Raw genomic sequence first — 15215 nt, 5'->3', positions numbered from 1 at the left:
ATGAACAAGAAGATTTTAGCAGCCGCTCTGGCAGCCTCTTTCGTTGTTGCTGGCTCAGCTACTGCAGGTGTAGAAGGTGGGCAACTTAATATTGGCGGTCTGGTAACGACAGGAACCTGTGCCATGATCATCAACAACGAGAAAGGTTATGACTATAACGTCATGCTGAAGACAGTCACTATCGCTGACGTTGGTAACGTTGAACAAACCGCTATCAATGGTGAAAATAAGCAGATCGATATGAAACTCGATTGCACTGGTACCGCTGTTGACCTTAACAGCACCAGTATGACTTTTGACTCTATGTTCAACAATACAGCCCAGGGCACCCTGAGCAATATTGAAACTGATCAAGCGGCGAAAAACGTCGACATCGCTCTGCACAATGTTGCCTCTGGCGGCGCTCTGCAGTTAGTTAAAATTGGCGACAGTTCCAGCGCATTTGCAGGAACACTCAGCTCCGATAAGAAATCTGCAACCTGGACTTACAAAGCCTCTTACGCAACCAGCGAAGCTGGCGCGGCGGTATCAGCGGGCCACGTTAAAGCAAACACCTCTTATATCATTAGCTACAACTAAGGCGCATTTTTCCTAAGAAGCTTCTGCGGAAAAAACATTATGGGATGCCGTCATGGCATCCCATTTAAGGGATAGATATATAAAGGGATAAATGAATGTTTTTGAGTCATAAACTAAATATCGCAATATTGACTACACTTTGTGCGATGGTTACTCCAGTAGCTCATGCCGATATTGTTATCAATGGTACGCGTATTATTTACGCTGAAAAAGACAAAAGTGTAACTGCGCGACTAGAAAATAAAGGAGCTCGTCCTTTATTGGTCCAGACCTGGTTAGATACCGGCAATGATAATGCTGATCCATCAGCAATCCAGGTACCCTTTAATGCCACGCCACCAGTATCTCGTATTGAACCCAAACGCGGGCAGACCATCACCATCACCTATACCGGTAGCCAACAACTGCCTAAAGATCGGGAAAGCGTGTTCTGGTTTAACGTACTGGAAATTCCCCCTAAAGCCAATGCAGCCGATGTCGCTGATAAAAATATATTACAGCTTGCATTCCGCACACGTATTAAATTGTTCTATCGTCCGACAGGACTTACCGGTGATGCGTTTTCTGCCCCTGCAGCCATTAAATGGCGTTGGGAAGGTAATAAAATTAAAGCCACTAACCCTACTCAGTTTCACGTTTCCTATGCTTCTGTCACATTGAAAGCAAATGGCAAAGAATATGCAGTAAAGGCCTCAATGATACCGCCGAAAAACGAGGCTGTATTTAATGTTGAGGGACTCAGCTCATCAATTAGCGGTGCGAAAATAACCTATGCCGCCATTAATGATTTTGGTAGTTCAGTGACGGGAAATGCGTCGCTCTGATTTTTATTTCGTTTAATGGCTGAGCGCCAGTACATGAGCACAAGAGAATGATGATTCGTTGTAAGTTGAAACATATTGCCCTTTGTTGCATTAGTGCATTTAGTGGATTCGCAGTGGCTGCGGAATCCATTGAATACGATGCTAATTTTCTTATGGGCTCTTCTGCTGCGGGCATCGATCTTTCTCGTTATTCCGAAGGTAATCCTGTATTACCAGGGAAATATAACGCGCGCGTATATGTAAATGATATATCAGCCAGTAGTATGGAAATTGAGTTTATCGATACCGGAAGTAAAGTAGCTTCAGCGTGTATTTCTCATAAAATGCTGGCCCGTTTACATATAAAACAGCCTGAATTAAAAGATAACGAAGGTATTCTGCAAAAACGTGAAAATCCTGAAGACGATTGTCTGAATCTTAGTGTCGCTATCCCACAAGCACATGAGTATTTCGATGTCGGTGAACAACAATTTAATCTCACGATCCCCCAGGCATGGCTAATAACCAATTATCAGGGCTATGTCGATCCCTCTTTATGGGAGGATGGTGTCACTGCTGCAATGCTCTCTTACCGCTTAAACGGCTGGGAAAACTCATATCATGGCGATGATAATCAGTCATTTTATGCGGCGCTAAATGCGGGTATTAATCTGGGTAACTGGCGTCTGCGCACTAACGGAAACTATAGCTGGACAAATGACGGCGAAAGCCGCTTCGATTTTCAAAACCGCTATTTACAGCGAGACATCTCCGCCATCCGTTCACAATTAATTCTGGGCGAAACCTACACGACAGGTGAGACGTTCGACTCTGTATCCATTAAAGGGGTTCGACTTTATAGCGATGACAGGATGTTACCGCCATCATTGAACGGTTTTTCGCCCGTAATTCGCGGTGTGGCAAACAGTAACGCAAAAATAACTGTTACTCAGGGTAGTTATAAAATTTATGAGAGTACGGTGCCTGCGGGTGCTTTCGTTATTGATGCTCTCTCGCCAGCAGGTTACGGAAACGATCTTGTTGTCACCATTGAAGAAGCAGATGGTTCAAAACGCACATTTACCCAACCCTTTTCGTCAGTTGCACAAATGCTGCGCCCTGGCGTTGGTCGGTGGGATATTAGCGGTGGTCAGGTGGATAATGACTCGCTACGCGATGATTACAATCTTCTTCAAGGAAGTTTCTATTACGGTCTGAACAACTACTTTACCGGTTACACCGGTATTCAGATAACCGATAGTGATTATCTGGCGCTATTACTGGGTGTAGGCGTAAACACTAGCATGGGTGCGTTCTCGTTCGACGTCACGCAGTCAAAAGCCATCGTCGAAAATGACAACACATATACCGGGCAGAGTTACCGTATTTCATGGAATAAATTATTCACCCCGACAAATACGTCTCTCAACCTGGCCGCATATCGCTATTCCACCAGCGACTATCTGGGATTGAATGATGCTCTGACCTTACAGGATAACGCAAAGTATCTTGATAAAGGCGACGATTCCACTATGGAGACATATTCACGTCTGCGTAATCAATTCACTGTGAGTCTTAACCAACCTTTAAAAGTAGGCGAAGAGGACTACGGTTCGTTCTACTTAAATGGAAGTTGGATGGATTACTGGGGAGGAAGAGGTAGTCGTTCCAACTATGGTATGGGTTACAGCAAAGGACATTCTTGGGGATCGTGGAGCGTCAGCGTACAGCGCACCTGGGACGAAAATAATAGAAAAGACGACAGCATGTATCTGAGCATTACCCTGCCAATTGAAACACTGTTGGGCGGGAAGCGCCGGGAGAGTGGTTTCCGTTATATCGACAGCCGAGTCAGCAGTGATTTCAATGGCAACCATACCATGAATATCAGCAGCAACGGCAGTAATGAGAATTACAGCTACAGCCTCAATACCGGCTACAACATGAATAAACGAAGCGCCGACCTGAGCACTATTGGTGGCTATTTTAGCTACGATTCCCCATGGGGAACGATATCCAGCTCTGCTTCAGCCACCAGTGATAACTCCCGTCAGCTATCCCTGAGTACCGACGGTGGTTTTGTGCTTCATAGAGGCGGCCTGACGTTTTCTAACGACAGCTTCAACGACAGCGATACCCTGGTCCTGGTAAAAGCGCCGGGAGCGAAAGGAGCACGAATAAACGGTGGTCAAAATACTGTTGACCACTGGGGCTATGGCATCACTTCATCCGCATCTGCTTATCGTGAAAATGAAGTGTCACTGGATATCGAAGGACTTGAAAACGATGTCGAACTGAAAAGTACCAGTGTGAAAACTGTTCCGCGTAGCGGGGCCGTTATTCTGACCAGTTTTGAAACCGATCAGGGCCGTTCTGCGCTTATCCATATGCGTCGTAGCGACGGCAATATCCTTCCCTTTGCGGCTGACGTAACTGATGAGACAGGAAACGTTTTGGGGAGCGTCGGCCAGGGAAATCAGGTATTTGTGCGCGGTATTGCTGAAAAAGGTGAGCTCAACATTCGTTGGGTCGATGTAAAAACCCAGCAGCCACAGTCCTGTAAAGCCTTTTACCAAGCCCCTCTCGTTGAAGAGGATGGTAAGAGAACTGTCGTGCTGGATAACGTAATGTGTACGGTATCTGGAGCACATTAATGTCGTTCAATATGGAAATCCTATGAAACGAAAAAACCTTTATTTAGCCCTGGCCACACTGGTGATTTCGGCGCCATCCTGGGCTAATGAATTAGACCTGGAGTTTATTGCCGAGATTAATGAACCCACCTGCAATATGGAAATAACCAATGCCAGTGGTGGAACACTTACTGGTGATGTCGCTGGGGGCTATACCCTGACTATTCCTGATATTGAGTTAGACAAGATCCAGAATAAAGAGAGTGGTTCAGAAGCAACATTTTTCCTTAAACCAAAGGACTGCCAGAGTACAACTGCTGTCAGCACAACAATTTCGACACAAGAAAGCGTTGTAGCTGGTTCAAACTTAATCGTTCCACTCGATGTTAGCGATGGTAAAACCAAGAATATTGGTATGGGTTTTAAACGAACAAGCACCTCTGGCGATACCTTTGTTAAACCCAATGACAACACCAGTAAAATAACCTGGACTGCGCCTGAATTTGGTTCATCAACCGTCCAGGGAACAGGTGTACCCATGACTGTCGCACTCCGGGCGACCACGTCAACGTTGGGCGATCTTCGTGTCGGTACATTTAGTGCGAAAGCAACTTTTAATTTTAACTACGAATAACAGGGCTACACCATGAAAATGAAAACATTACCGTTATGTTTACTGAGTGTGCTGGCCTGTGGCGGTTTTCTGTCAACATCAGTACAGGCAACACAAAACATTGATTTAACCGTAACCACGAATGTAAAAACCGGTACCTGTAATGCAGTAATGCAAAATGGTGGTGGCACACCAATCACTCAGGTTACCTTTACCGGCCCGATATATACTGATGACATTAAAAATGGAACAAAGTCAGAACTGTTCCAGATTTCACTGACAGGCTGCGCAGGTATTCCGGGGAAAAAAGCACTTATTTCCGTTACCCCTGCAGCAGGTTTTTCTTGTGATAACAACGGTACGGGCAGCTATTTTGCTAACCGCAATTCAACCGCAACGGGTGGAGCAAATGCCGTCGCGGTAAAAGTTGGTCTCACTCATACACCTTCTACAGGGCCTGTTCTTGGTTGCAACAGCTCAACCCCTGGTGAGGTGGATCTGACAAATGCCATATCCAGACCCGGTGGAGATAGATTAGTTGATCTTTACGCAACGTTAGTGAGAGACACAGGTAAAGCAGACACAGACATCACTGCCGGTACCTTTAGCGCCCCAACCGTATTCAACATTACTTACCAGTAATAAACTGGCTAAATGTGATAAGGGACATTATGAAAAAACACCGCCTTGCGGTTGCTGTGGTGGTGGGGGCGTTGTTCCCCGCCCCTCTTCTTCACGCCGAATTACCCCTTGAAATGTTAGCGACAATTACCAGCGCCACCTGTGAGCTGGAAATTAGCAATGGCGGGATCATTAACTTATCTACAGTGAAGCTGGATTATTTCACCAGTGGTATGACTGCAGAACAAAATATTGACGGCGGTGAAGATTTTTCTATTAAAGTGAAAGGTTGTACTGCACCGGGAGAAAATTCGCTTTCCCAACTCCATCTCCAGTTCATGCCCAAGAACGGTGTATTTGCAGCTGGCTCGCAACAAATTTTCCCAAATGAGGAAACCGTTGGAGCAGAAAATGTCGGTATTGTGATTTTCTCAGCTGTAGATCATAACAACATGTTTAATGTCTGGTCGCCTGGTGGACAATCCCGCTCCATCTATAGCGTAACGGCTGACAAACTGGTGAATAGTAGCTGGACCTTTTACACCAGGATGCAACAAGTTAACGCCTTACAAACGGTGTCTGCCGGGAAAGTTTCCACGAGCGTGTTGGTGGATGCGAGCTATAACTAAACCAACTCAATGGATTGAAGAATATAATGAAAGCATCTCAAAATAGCCTTATGCATATCATGATGGCGCTTCTGGTATTGGCGACCATCACAGTATCGGCCCCTACTCAAGCTATAGCACCAAGTTACGGTGACATGAATGATAAAAATAGTCCTGCCTTTTTTTTTGGGCAATTAAGGCCTTTTGCAAGAACCGGTGCTGTCATCGCACCAACAAATTCAGCCACCCCTGTTGACACCGGTCTGGAGCGCAGTGGCGGCACTTATGTCTCATCTGCTTCTGGTACGGGACGCGTATTCTGCTCTCTGGCTTCGGATGCTCGCACGAATGTGGCACACAACTTAGTCGCAGAACCAGGGAAAATGGTTAATGGTGAACAATTATTTCGTACTGACCGTCAAGGACTCTATTTTACATTCCAGATCATCAACGTTAGCGCGTCATCAGTAACATATTCACCAGGAACATTTTATTTAATCGATGGGATAAAAAAAACACAATCAACGGTTAGCAACTGTCGTGACATTCCTGCTGAGGGTGTACCACTGTCTGTAGATATTAGCGTCAGATATTATATTGATAATACTTTTAGCCCAAATGCCAATAGTCAGGGATTGTATGCATCCGACTTTCTGGTAAAATGGCTAATAAATCCTAACCCCGGTTATGCGTTAACTGCGAATGGCCCCGCAGTTATATTCGAAGCCAGTAGTGGGACAAACACCTATATTGCACTTCAGCTAAATATGACCGACTTTTACGTCTCTGGCCCAACGTGTTATACCGCCCAATTGGTTGGCGATAATATAAAAAATAGTACGACTGTTGATCTCGGGAAATACACCACTGTAGAGGTGAAAAAAAATATAACCCGGCAGGTACCTTTTCAGGTTATGTTAGCTAACTGCCTGGCGGTAAGTAATATTAAGGTTAAATTAAAAACACCTTTTGCCGCGAGAACAGATCCGACATTGCTGGGCAATAATTCCGGTACCGCTCAGGGAGCTGCCGTTGCCATTTGGGCTAAAAGCAGCACAAAAACAATGTTACTGCGGGCCGACAGTGCAAATACTTATACGGAAAATGAACCTGACGTATGGAACAGTGATTTTATTAACCTGGACGACATCACCAGCGGTACATCACAAACGTTGAACTTCCTGGCGCAAGTCGTTCGTGATGGCCCGGTAGAAACAGTCGTCACGGGAGGAACCGTTGGCGCAAATGGGACGCTGGTTTTCTCCTATGAATGATTGTTATATGAAACCGGTTATTATATAAAAACCACGCATCACCATACTCACTACGCCCGGTCAGCGACTTCTGCCCGGGCGAAGCTGACATCACTAAAACGATTGCCCCCCCTTCTCCGCCTGATAGAATGCCAACAGATCTGACATTAGCCATCAGGATACGTTATGAAACCGACTACCATTTCCCTGCTGCAAAAATGTAAACAGGACAAAAAACGCTTCGCCACCATCACTGCTTACGACTATAGCTTTGCAAAATTGTTTGCCGATGAAGGAATTAACGTCATGCTGGTGGGTGATTCCCTTGGAATGACGGTTCAGGGACATGACTCTACCCTCCCCGTCACTGTGGAAGATATCGCCTACCACACAGCCGCCGTTCGTCGCGGTGCGCCAAACTGTCTGCTGCTGGCTGACCTGCCATTTATGGCTTATGCCACTCCTGAACAAGCATTTGAAAACGCCGCAACTGTCATGCGCGCGGGTGCGAATATGGTCAAAATCGAAGGCGGTGCCTGGCTGGTAGAAACAGTTCAAATGCTGACCGAACGTGCCGTTCCGGTGTGTGGGCATTTGGGCTTAACGCCGCAGTCGGTGAATATTTTCGGCGGTTATAAAGTGCAAGGGCGCGGCGATGCAGGCGACCGTTTACTCAATGACGCATTAGCGTTAGAAGCCGCAGGCGCACAATTGCTGGTGCTGGAATGCGTACCGGTTGAGCTGGCAAAACGTATTACCGAGGCGTTGGCGATTCCGGTTATCGGTATTGGCGCGGGGAATGTAACCGACGGACAAATCCTCGTGATGCACGACGCATTCGGCATAACCGGTGGTCACATCCCTAAATTCGCCAAAAATTTCCTTGCCGAAGCGGGCGACATCCGCGCTGCTGTACGGCAGTATATGGCTGAAGTGGAGTCCGGCGTTTACCCGGGCGAAGAACACAGTTTCCATTAAGGAGTCACGTTGTGTTAATTATCGAAACCCTGCCGCTGCTGCGCCAGCAAATTCGCCGCCTGCGTATGGAAGGCAAGCGCGTGGCGCTGGTGCCTACCATGGGTAACCTGCACGATGGCCATATGAAGCTGGTCGATGAAGCCAAAGCCCGCGCCGATGTGGTCGTCGTCAGTATTTTCGTTAACCCGATGCAGTTCGACCGCCCGGAAGACCTGGCTCGCTATCCACGCACCTTGCAGGAAGACTGCGAGAAGCTAAACAAACGTAAAGTGGATCTGGTTTTCGCTCCATCAGTAAAAGAGATCTACCCGAACGGTACAGAAACCCACACCTATGTTGATGTTCCCGGTCTTTCCACCATGCTGGAAGGTGCCAGCCGTCCGGGACATTTTCGCGGCGTATCAACCATCGTTAGCAAGTTGTTCAACCTTGTCCAGCCGGACATCGCCTGCTTCGGTGAAAAAGATTTTCAGCAACTGGCGCTGATCCGCAAAATGGTTGCCGATATGGGCTTTGATATTGAGATTGTCGGTGTGCCGATTATGCGCGCCAAAGACGGTCTGGCGCTCAGTTCTCGTAACGGTTATCTGACGGCAGAACAACGCAAAATTGCGCCTGGTCTGTACAAGGTTTTATGTTCGATTGCAGACAAATTGCAGGCTGGAGAGCGGGATCTTGATGAGATTATTGCTATTGCAGGGCAAGAACTGAATGAAAAAGGTTTCCGCGCCGATGATATTCAGATTCGTGATGCTGACACGTTGCTGGAAGTCACTGAAAACAGCAAACGCGCCGTGATTCTGGTAGCAGCCTGGCTTGGCGACGCTCGCCTGATCGACAACAAAATGGTCGAGCTGGCGTAATATTTAACTGGCGCTACGGCTGATGGCGCCAGTTATTCATTTGCCCACGTCATGGCGATGACGTCTGTAAGCAATTATTCATATCGCAGGCAATTTAGTTAATCAGCTTATCAAGCTCAGCAAGAGGTAAATTGGCCATTTCTGCAACATCGTCTCGAGACATCCCTTTACTCAAAAGACGCTTGGCGAATTCCTGCCTTTCCTTCTGGAGTCCCTCTTGATATCCCTTCTGAAACGCCTCCTGATACGCCTTCTGAAATCCCTTATCTTCAAACCACTGCGCCAACGTCTGCCTGGTTTCTCTCCGTGTCTTTATGTCCATAGGTTCCCTTAATTATCTGGTCAGTTAACAATAACAATTATCTGGCTATAACTGATAATACCGACAACTTAATTACTCAGTTTATCAATCTCAGCAAGAGGTAAATTTGCCATCTCTGCAACGTCTTCCCGAGACATTCCTTTACTCAGAAGACGTTGGGCGAATTCTTGACTTACTTCCTGTCTTACTTCCTGTGTTACCTCCTGTCTCACCGCCTGTCTTACCTCCTGTCTTCCCTTCTCTTCAAACCACTGCGCCAACGTCATCATAGACTCCCCTCCCGATTCCCTGTCTCTCACCACACCGTAAAACAAATCCGCTTGTTCAGTATGACCGCGTTGCAGCATATAGTTTTGCATGGCAACTAACTGACTTCCGCTAGTGTACCCTTCGTCAATCAGCGTGACCAGTTGCTCCAGCAATAACATTAAGTCGCGCTGGCGAATATGTTTTTGCAGCAGTTCGAGGATCGCAATCCGCCGGTGCTGCATGATTTCGTCATCCGGCGTGATGGTGATATCCACCAGCGGGAAAGGGTTGTTGTAGACGCGTCGCGCCAGTTCCGGTGAGTAAAACATATCAAACCAGCACATTGAGAGCGGGTAAGGTGTGGCCTCGCCCTGATAAAACAGAATCGGCACCACCAGCGGCAGCTTATCGTGGTCAGCCTCCAGATGTCGGTGCATGGCGGCAATAGAGTAGCGCATCATACGAAAGGCCATTTTTTTGTCCGGCTTGCTTTGATGCTCAATCACGACATACAGATAGCCGGGATTACCCAGCATTTGCACGGAATAGAGCACGTCGGTGCTGTGCCCTTTCAGGCTCTCTTCGATGAAACTTCCCGACTCCAGATGCAGCGTGTTGAGATCGCAGATCTCACGCAATTCCTCAGGCAGGTGTATGTCGAGGAAGTCGCGAGCGGTATCCGCATGCATTAAAAATTGTTTAAACACCGCGTCATGCGGCGTGGTACTTGGTGCGTCCATCTTACCTGCCTTCCGTGTTGTCTTGCGTGAAGGCAGTATCCAGTCAAGGCACGCAGTCGTCAGCCGCCTCTTTGTTGTTTACCGAGCAGCGTTCAGAGAAATTTCAATCGGTTACAGGCGTTGCATGGCGGGCTTCGGCGCGGTACGCAAACTGCTGATGCAAATGCCGTCAGATGAGTAGACACTAAACAAAAATCGGGCAATACTGCGTGAGAATTTTCTCAAAGCAGGCTCCGCCTGCTTCGTTAACGACAGGGTAGAAAGGTAGAAGTTATGATTCGCACGATGCTGCAGGGCAAACTCCACCGCGTGAAAGTGACTCATGCGGACCTGCACTATGAAGGTTCTTGCGCCATTGACCAGGATTTTCTTGACGCAGCCGGTATTCTCGAAAACGAAGCCATTGATATCTGGAATGTCACCAACGGCAAGCGTTTCTCCACCTACGCCATCGCGGCAGAGCGCGGTTCGAGAATTATTTCTGTCAACGGCGCGGCGGCTCACTGCGCCAGCGTCGGCGATATTGTCATCATCGCCAGCTTCGTCACTATGCCAGATGCCGAAGCCCGTACCTGGCGGCCAAACGTCGCCTACTTTGAAGGCGACAACGAAATGAAACGTACCGCAAAAGCGATCCCGGTTCAGGTTGCCTGATAATCACCCCTGCGGCTGGTTACTCACCAGCCGCGACATCGTCTCCAGCGAATCCGTTCTTAAGATATAAAGCCGTTTTAGCAACAAGGGATTATCCCCCGGTTTAACTTTACCTTTCATGGTCGTCACCGCCAGATGAAATCCGGCATCATTTGCCGCTTTAACCGCTTTGGCATTAAATCCGCCAAACGGATAAGAAAGATACAATACATGCGGATTAAATTGCGTCAGCGCCCGACGTGAACGTTCAAAATCAAACAAAATATTATGCTCACTGCGGCTAAGTAATATGGGGCGGCGATAACCATCCACACGATGCAAAAAATGGGTATGTGACTGGAAATCAAAAATATCGCTGACGTCATGCAGTTCAGAAATACTCATAAACTGTAATGACTGTGGATTCCATTTTTGTGGATGGCGTTTAATACGCGAGGTAATAATAAATGCCGTCGCCTTCATACCGTATTTTTTCAGAATGGGATATGCATACCGACTCACCGACTTCAAACCATCATCAAAGGTCAGCACAACCGCGCGAGCGGGTAGATTCATCGAATTACGCAGATATCCTTCCAGTTGATACAAGGTCAACGTGGTATATCCCCTGTCGCGCAACCAGGTCATCTGGTTATTGAATGCACGTACCGAGGTCGTGGTCGAAGTATGCCGAAAACGGGTATTCTCTTCATCGCGTAAAATATGATGGTAGGTCAATACAGGAATACCATTATCCTGCTGCGCATCCAGCGCACTGATATAGGCCAGACGTTCGCCAATACGAATTTGATACCAGGTTTGATTCAGGCGATCTTTCAATTTATTGATAATGGGATAACGCAAGTTATCGGCCAGCACGCCAAATGGCGCACTGCCTGCATCGGGCGCGTTATATACCGGCGTATCTTTCCAGGTAATAAGATTTTGGTTGCTCAGTGGTTTATTCAGATCGCCCAGACCATCTTCAACTTTTTGCCGCCCTTGTACAGGTTCAAGATGGCCTTTATCAATATATCCCGTAGCAAAACCAAAATTGAATTCATAATAATCGGCTGCGGTTGGGATGACCGAAATAATCTGCCCGGCACGAATGTTACCGACTGTTACCGTGTTGTCGCCAATTTTTCCCCAGATAGTCGCATCCTGAGTGGTTTGCATATAACGCGTGGGAAGTGCTGCGCTGACAGCAGATGAAACCAGCAGCACCAGGAAAATTATCTTTTTAATCATGAGGAAACTACCAGGCGAGAAACAACGCAGTTAGTGTAGCAAAATCAGAATGCGATTTAATACTCGAACCAATTGTGCTTGAGGACAAAAGGGGGATTCTTTTGTTGCTGATGCCAGAGGCTACTGACTTCAGGTGCTCCTGATGCCACGATATGCTCTCGAAATGCCGCACTGGACATTGTCTCCCGACAGGGGAGCATCTGCTCAATTAACGGTAACGTCACCCCAGAAATGACTTCACAACGAGAATGCTTGTGGCTTAATAACGACGCAACGCGATAAGGTGCAGCGCCTGCTATATCGGTTAAAAAAATCACCCCATCGCCAGAGTCCGTTTCATGCAGAGCATCGCACATCATGCGGCTAAGCATATTTGAACTTAACCCACGCCAGAAATTCACTGCCCGACACTGGATAAGTGCACCATGTTTTTTTTCCAGCGCATCCAGTATCTCTTGCGCCCTATCGTCGTGACAGGTAATGACCCAACCTAACATCGCTTTCCTCCTTAGCCGAAAATCAGTCTACCCTGACCAGTGTTGATAAAGGGTGATAGCCGTCAAAACTCCCCTCCCCCGCATCCGGAGGAGAGGAGATAGACTTAGCTACGCAAGCCGCGCCCACGCTGGATCAGCGACCAGCAGATCAGATAAAACGCAATAATAAAAACAACCAGTACGCCAAAAGTAGTGACCAGCGGCACATCATTAATGCCGAGGAAGCCGTAGCGGAAACCACTGATCATATAAACGATCGGGTTCAGATGCGACAGCCCCTGCCAGAACGGCGGCAGCAAAGTCAGGGAGTAAAAGACCCCGCCCAAATACGTGAGTGGCGTTAACACAAAGGTTGGCACCAGGCTGATGTCATCGAACGTTTTGGCAAACACACCGTTCAGCAAACCCGCAAGGGAGAACAACACCGCCGTTAGCACCAGTGTTAAGGCAACGAATACCCACGAATGCACCTGAAACGGCACAAAGAACAGCGAAATCGCCGTCACCAGAATGCCAACAAACAACCCGCGCGCGACACCACCGCCGACATATCCGGCGATAATCACGTGCGTTGGAACCGGCGCTACCAGCAGCTCTTCAATATTACGCTGGAACTTGGCACCAAAAAATGATGAAGCGACGTTGGCGTAGGCATTGGTGATCACCGACATCATGATCAGCCCCGGTACGATGAACTGCATATAGCTGAAGCCATGCATATCACCAATGCGAGAACCAATCAGGTTGCCGAAGATAATAAAGTAAAGGGTCATGGTGATGACCGGCGGCACCAGCGTCTGCACCCAGATACGCATAAAGCGATGGATCTCTTTCGCCCAGATGCTTTTTAACGCCACCCAGTAAAGATGCATCATGCGCGATCTCCTTGTTTTTCATTAACCAGTGACACAAACAGCTCTTCCAGACGGTTGGCTTTGTTACGCATACTTAATACCTGAATGCCCTGCTCGCTTAACTGCGTAAACACACTGTTGATCCCCTGCTCACGCAGCACTTCAACTTCAAGCGTGGCGGTATCTACCAGTCGATACTGATAGCCATCGAGTTTCGGCAACGGGCTTTTCGGTGCGAGATCGAGAATAAAGGTTTCCGATTTCAGCTTCGCCAGCAGCGCCTTCATCGAGGTATTCTCCACCAGTTCACCGTGCTGAATAATGCCGATATTGCGGCACAGCATTTCTGCTTCTTCCAGGTAGTGCGTGGTGAGAATGATGGTGGTGCCTTTGTCGTTTAAATCCTTCAAAAAGCCCCACATTGAGCGGCGAAGTTCGATATCCACACCTGCAGTTGGTTCGTCAAGAATTAGCAGTTTAGGTTCATGCATTAACGCACGGGCGATCATTAAACGGCGCTTCATCCCACCAGATAACATACGCGCACGTTCGTTACGCTTTCCCCATAGATCGAGCTGTTTAAGATACTTTTCGCTGCGGATGTACGCTTCTTTGCGCTCTACGCCGTAGTACCCCGCCTGATTCACCACTATTTGCTGTACGGTTTCAAACGGGTTGAAGTTAAATTCCTGCGGCACCAGCCCCAACTGGCGTTTGGCGTTGACGACATCTTTTTCAAGATCGTAACCAAATACGCTGACGCGCCCGGAGGTCTTATTTACCAGCGAGCTGATAATACCGATAGTGGTCGATTTCCCGGCCCCATTCGGCCCCAGAAGCGCATAAAAATCACCCGCCTCGACCTGCAAATCTATTCCACGAAGCGCCTGAACGCCGCCTGGATAGTTTTTTTTAAGCTGTTGAAGTTCCAGTGCAATGGTCATAAATTTTTACTTACCTTACGTTCTTACACTTTATCTGTGGTTTAAATCGTCCCGGAGTTGCCCTATATTAGCCAAACGTAATTATTTGGTTACAGGTCGTTAACCTCCATGAAAGACATAGATACACTCATCAGCAATAATGCACTATGGTCAAAAATGCTGGTGGAAGAGGATCCCGGGTTTTTTGAGAAACTGGCACAAGCGCAAAAACCGCGCTTTCTATGGATTGGATGTTCCGACAGTCGCGTTCCTGCAGAACGTTTAACCGGTCTTGAGCCGGGCGAACTCTTTGTTCACCGTAATGTTGCTAACCTGGTCATTCACACCGATCTAAACTGCCTCTCCGTGGTTCAGTATGCAGTGGATGTTCTCGAAGTTGAACATATTATTATCTGTGGCCACTATGGTTGCGGCGGCGTGCAAGCTGCTATTGAAAACCCGGAACTGGGACTAATCAACAACTGGCTGCTGCACATCCGCGATATCTGGTTCAAACATAGCTCATTGCTCGGCGAAATGCCGCCGGAACGTCGTCTGGATACCCTGTGCGAACTGAACGTAATGGAACAGGTATATAACCTGGGTCACTCCACCATTATGCAATCAGCGTGGAAACGCGGGCAGAAAGTCACCATTCACGGCTGGGCTTACGGCATTCACGACGGCTTACTGCGTGACCTGGATGTCACAGCCACCAACCGCGAAACCCTGGAGCAACGTTACCGCCACGGGATTTCCAACCTCAAGCTGAAGCACATCAACCACAAATAAATT

At 47.7% G+C, this 15215-nt stretch carries 17 protein-coding genes; 11 read left to right on the top strand and 6 right to left on the bottom strand.

What is annotated here, in order from left to right; all coding sequences use genetic code 11:
- The 9 genes from WC5_RS11180 to panC all read left to right on the top strand — a co-directional run bounded on the left by WC5_RS11180 (position 1) and on the right by panC (position 8951).
- Positions 1-579, top strand: a complete 579-nt coding sequence (locus WC5_RS11180; RefSeq protein ID WP_001034994.1) for a fimbrial protein — start codon at positions 1-3, stop codon at positions 577-579.
- A 95-nt stretch (positions 580-674) separates the two neighbouring features.
- Positions 675-1403 (top strand): fimbrial chaperone, encoded by a 729-nt coding sequence (locus WC5_RS11185; protein ID WP_000480007.1) that lies wholly within the window; start codon positions 675-677, stop codon positions 1401-1403.
- Positions 1404-1450: 47 nt separating this feature from the next.
- Positions 1451-4036: an outer membrane usher protein gene (locus WC5_RS11190; RefSeq protein ID WP_000973431.1), complete on the top strand. Its 2586-nt coding sequence runs from the start codon at positions 1451-1453 to the stop codon at positions 4034-4036.
- Between the two features lie 22 nt (positions 4037-4058).
- Positions 4059-4649: a fimbrial protein gene (locus WC5_RS11195; RefSeq protein ID WP_000823892.1), complete on the top strand. Its 591-nt coding sequence runs from the start codon at positions 4059-4061 to the stop codon at positions 4647-4649.
- A 12-nt stretch (positions 4650-4661) separates the two neighbouring features.
- Positions 4662-5270 (top strand): fimbrial protein, encoded by a 609-nt coding sequence (locus WC5_RS11200; RefSeq protein ID WP_000782895.1) that lies wholly within the window; start codon positions 4662-4664, stop codon positions 5268-5270.
- Positions 5271-5299: 29 nt separating this feature from the next.
- Entirely contained in the window at positions 5300-5878 is a 579-nt protein-coding gene (locus WC5_RS11205) for a fimbrial-like protein (RefSeq protein ID WP_000716607.1), read from the top strand.
- Between the two features lie 26 nt (positions 5879-5904).
- The gene (locus WC5_RS11210) at positions 5905-7131 is read left to right on the top strand and encodes a fimbrial protein (protein WP_016231576.1); all 1227 of its coding nucleotides are present in this window, start codon (positions 5905-5907) and stop codon (positions 7129-7131) included.
- 165 nt (positions 7132-7296) lie between these two features.
- Entirely contained in the window at positions 7297-8088 is a 792-nt protein-coding gene (panB, locus tag WC5_RS11215; RefSeq protein WP_000805483.1) for a 3-methyl-2-oxobutanoate hydroxymethyltransferase, read from the top strand.
- Positions 8089-8099: 11 nt separating this feature from the next.
- Entirely contained in the window at positions 8100-8951 is an 852-nt protein-coding gene (gene panC / locus WC5_RS11220; protein ID WP_000905367.1) for a pantoate--beta-alanine ligase, read from the top strand.
- A 94-nt stretch (positions 8952-9045) separates the two neighbouring features.
- Here the strand turns inward: panC and WC5_RS11225 are convergent, their stop codons facing one another.
- Together WC5_RS11225 and WC5_RS11230 are read right to left on the bottom strand one after the other, a co-directional pair.
- The gene (locus tag WC5_RS11225) at positions 9046-9273 is read right to left on the bottom strand and encodes a hypothetical protein (protein WP_000351996.1); all 228 of its coding nucleotides are present in this window, start codon (positions 9271-9273) and stop codon (positions 9046-9048) included.
- Between the two features lie 68 nt (positions 9274-9341).
- Positions 9342-10262 (bottom strand): Rpn family recombination-promoting nuclease/putative transposase, encoded by a 921-nt coding sequence (locus tag WC5_RS11230; RefSeq protein WP_000339895.1) that lies wholly within the window; start codon positions 10260-10262, stop codon positions 9342-9344.
- A gap of 273 nt (positions 10263-10535) precedes the next feature.
- Here WC5_RS11230 and panD point away from each other — a divergent pair, with 273 nt between their 5' ends.
- Complete coding sequence (panD, locus tag WC5_RS11235) at positions 10536-10916, top strand: aspartate 1-decarboxylase (RefSeq protein WP_000621508.1); 381 nt, start codon at positions 10536-10538, stop codon at positions 10914-10916.
- A gap of 3 nt (positions 10917-10919) precedes the next feature.
- Here panD and WC5_RS11240 read toward each other — a convergent pair whose 3' ends face one another.
- The 4 genes from WC5_RS11240 to WC5_RS11255 all read right to left on the bottom strand — a co-directional run bounded on the left by WC5_RS11240 (position 10920) and on the right by WC5_RS11255 (position 14441).
- On the bottom strand, positions 10920-12146 hold the full coding sequence (locus tag WC5_RS11240) for a polysaccharide deacetylase family protein (RefSeq protein ID WP_000591805.1): 1227 nt from the start codon (positions 12144-12146) through the stop codon (positions 10920-10922).
- 56 nt (positions 12147-12202) lie between these two features.
- Complete coding sequence (locus WC5_RS11245; RefSeq protein WP_000901973.1) at positions 12203-12643, bottom strand: PTS sugar transporter subunit IIA; 441 nt, start codon at positions 12641-12643, stop codon at positions 12203-12205.
- 104 nt (positions 12644-12747) lie between these two features.
- Complete coding sequence (locus tag WC5_RS11250) at positions 12748-13518, bottom strand: ABC transporter permease (RefSeq protein ID WP_000972201.1); 771 nt, start codon at positions 13516-13518, stop codon at positions 12748-12750.
- Positions 13515-14441, bottom strand: coding sequence for an ABC transporter ATP-binding protein (locus WC5_RS11255; protein WP_000150612.1), 927 nt, complete (start codon positions 14439-14441; stop codon positions 13515-13517). The genes WC5_RS11250 and WC5_RS11255 overlap by 4 nt, the downstream gene beginning before the upstream one ends.
- Before the next feature lie 108 nt (positions 14442-14549).
- Between WC5_RS11255 and can the strand changes: the two genes are divergently transcribed.
- Positions 14550-15212, top strand: coding sequence for a carbonate dehydratase (can, locus tag WC5_RS11260; RefSeq protein ID WP_000651594.1), 663 nt, complete (start codon positions 14550-14552; stop codon positions 15210-15212).
- The last annotated feature ends 3 nt before the right edge of the window (positions 15213-15215 follow it).

Origin of the sequence: Escherichia sp. KTE114, assembly GCF_000407765.1 — a bacterium.
Taxonomy (GTDB): domain Bacteria; phylum Pseudomonadota; class Gammaproteobacteria; order Enterobacterales; family Enterobacteriaceae; genus Escherichia; species Escherichia ruysiae.
Note: the sequence above shows the minus strand (reverse complement) of the source record. Positions and strands in the feature narration are given on the sequence as shown.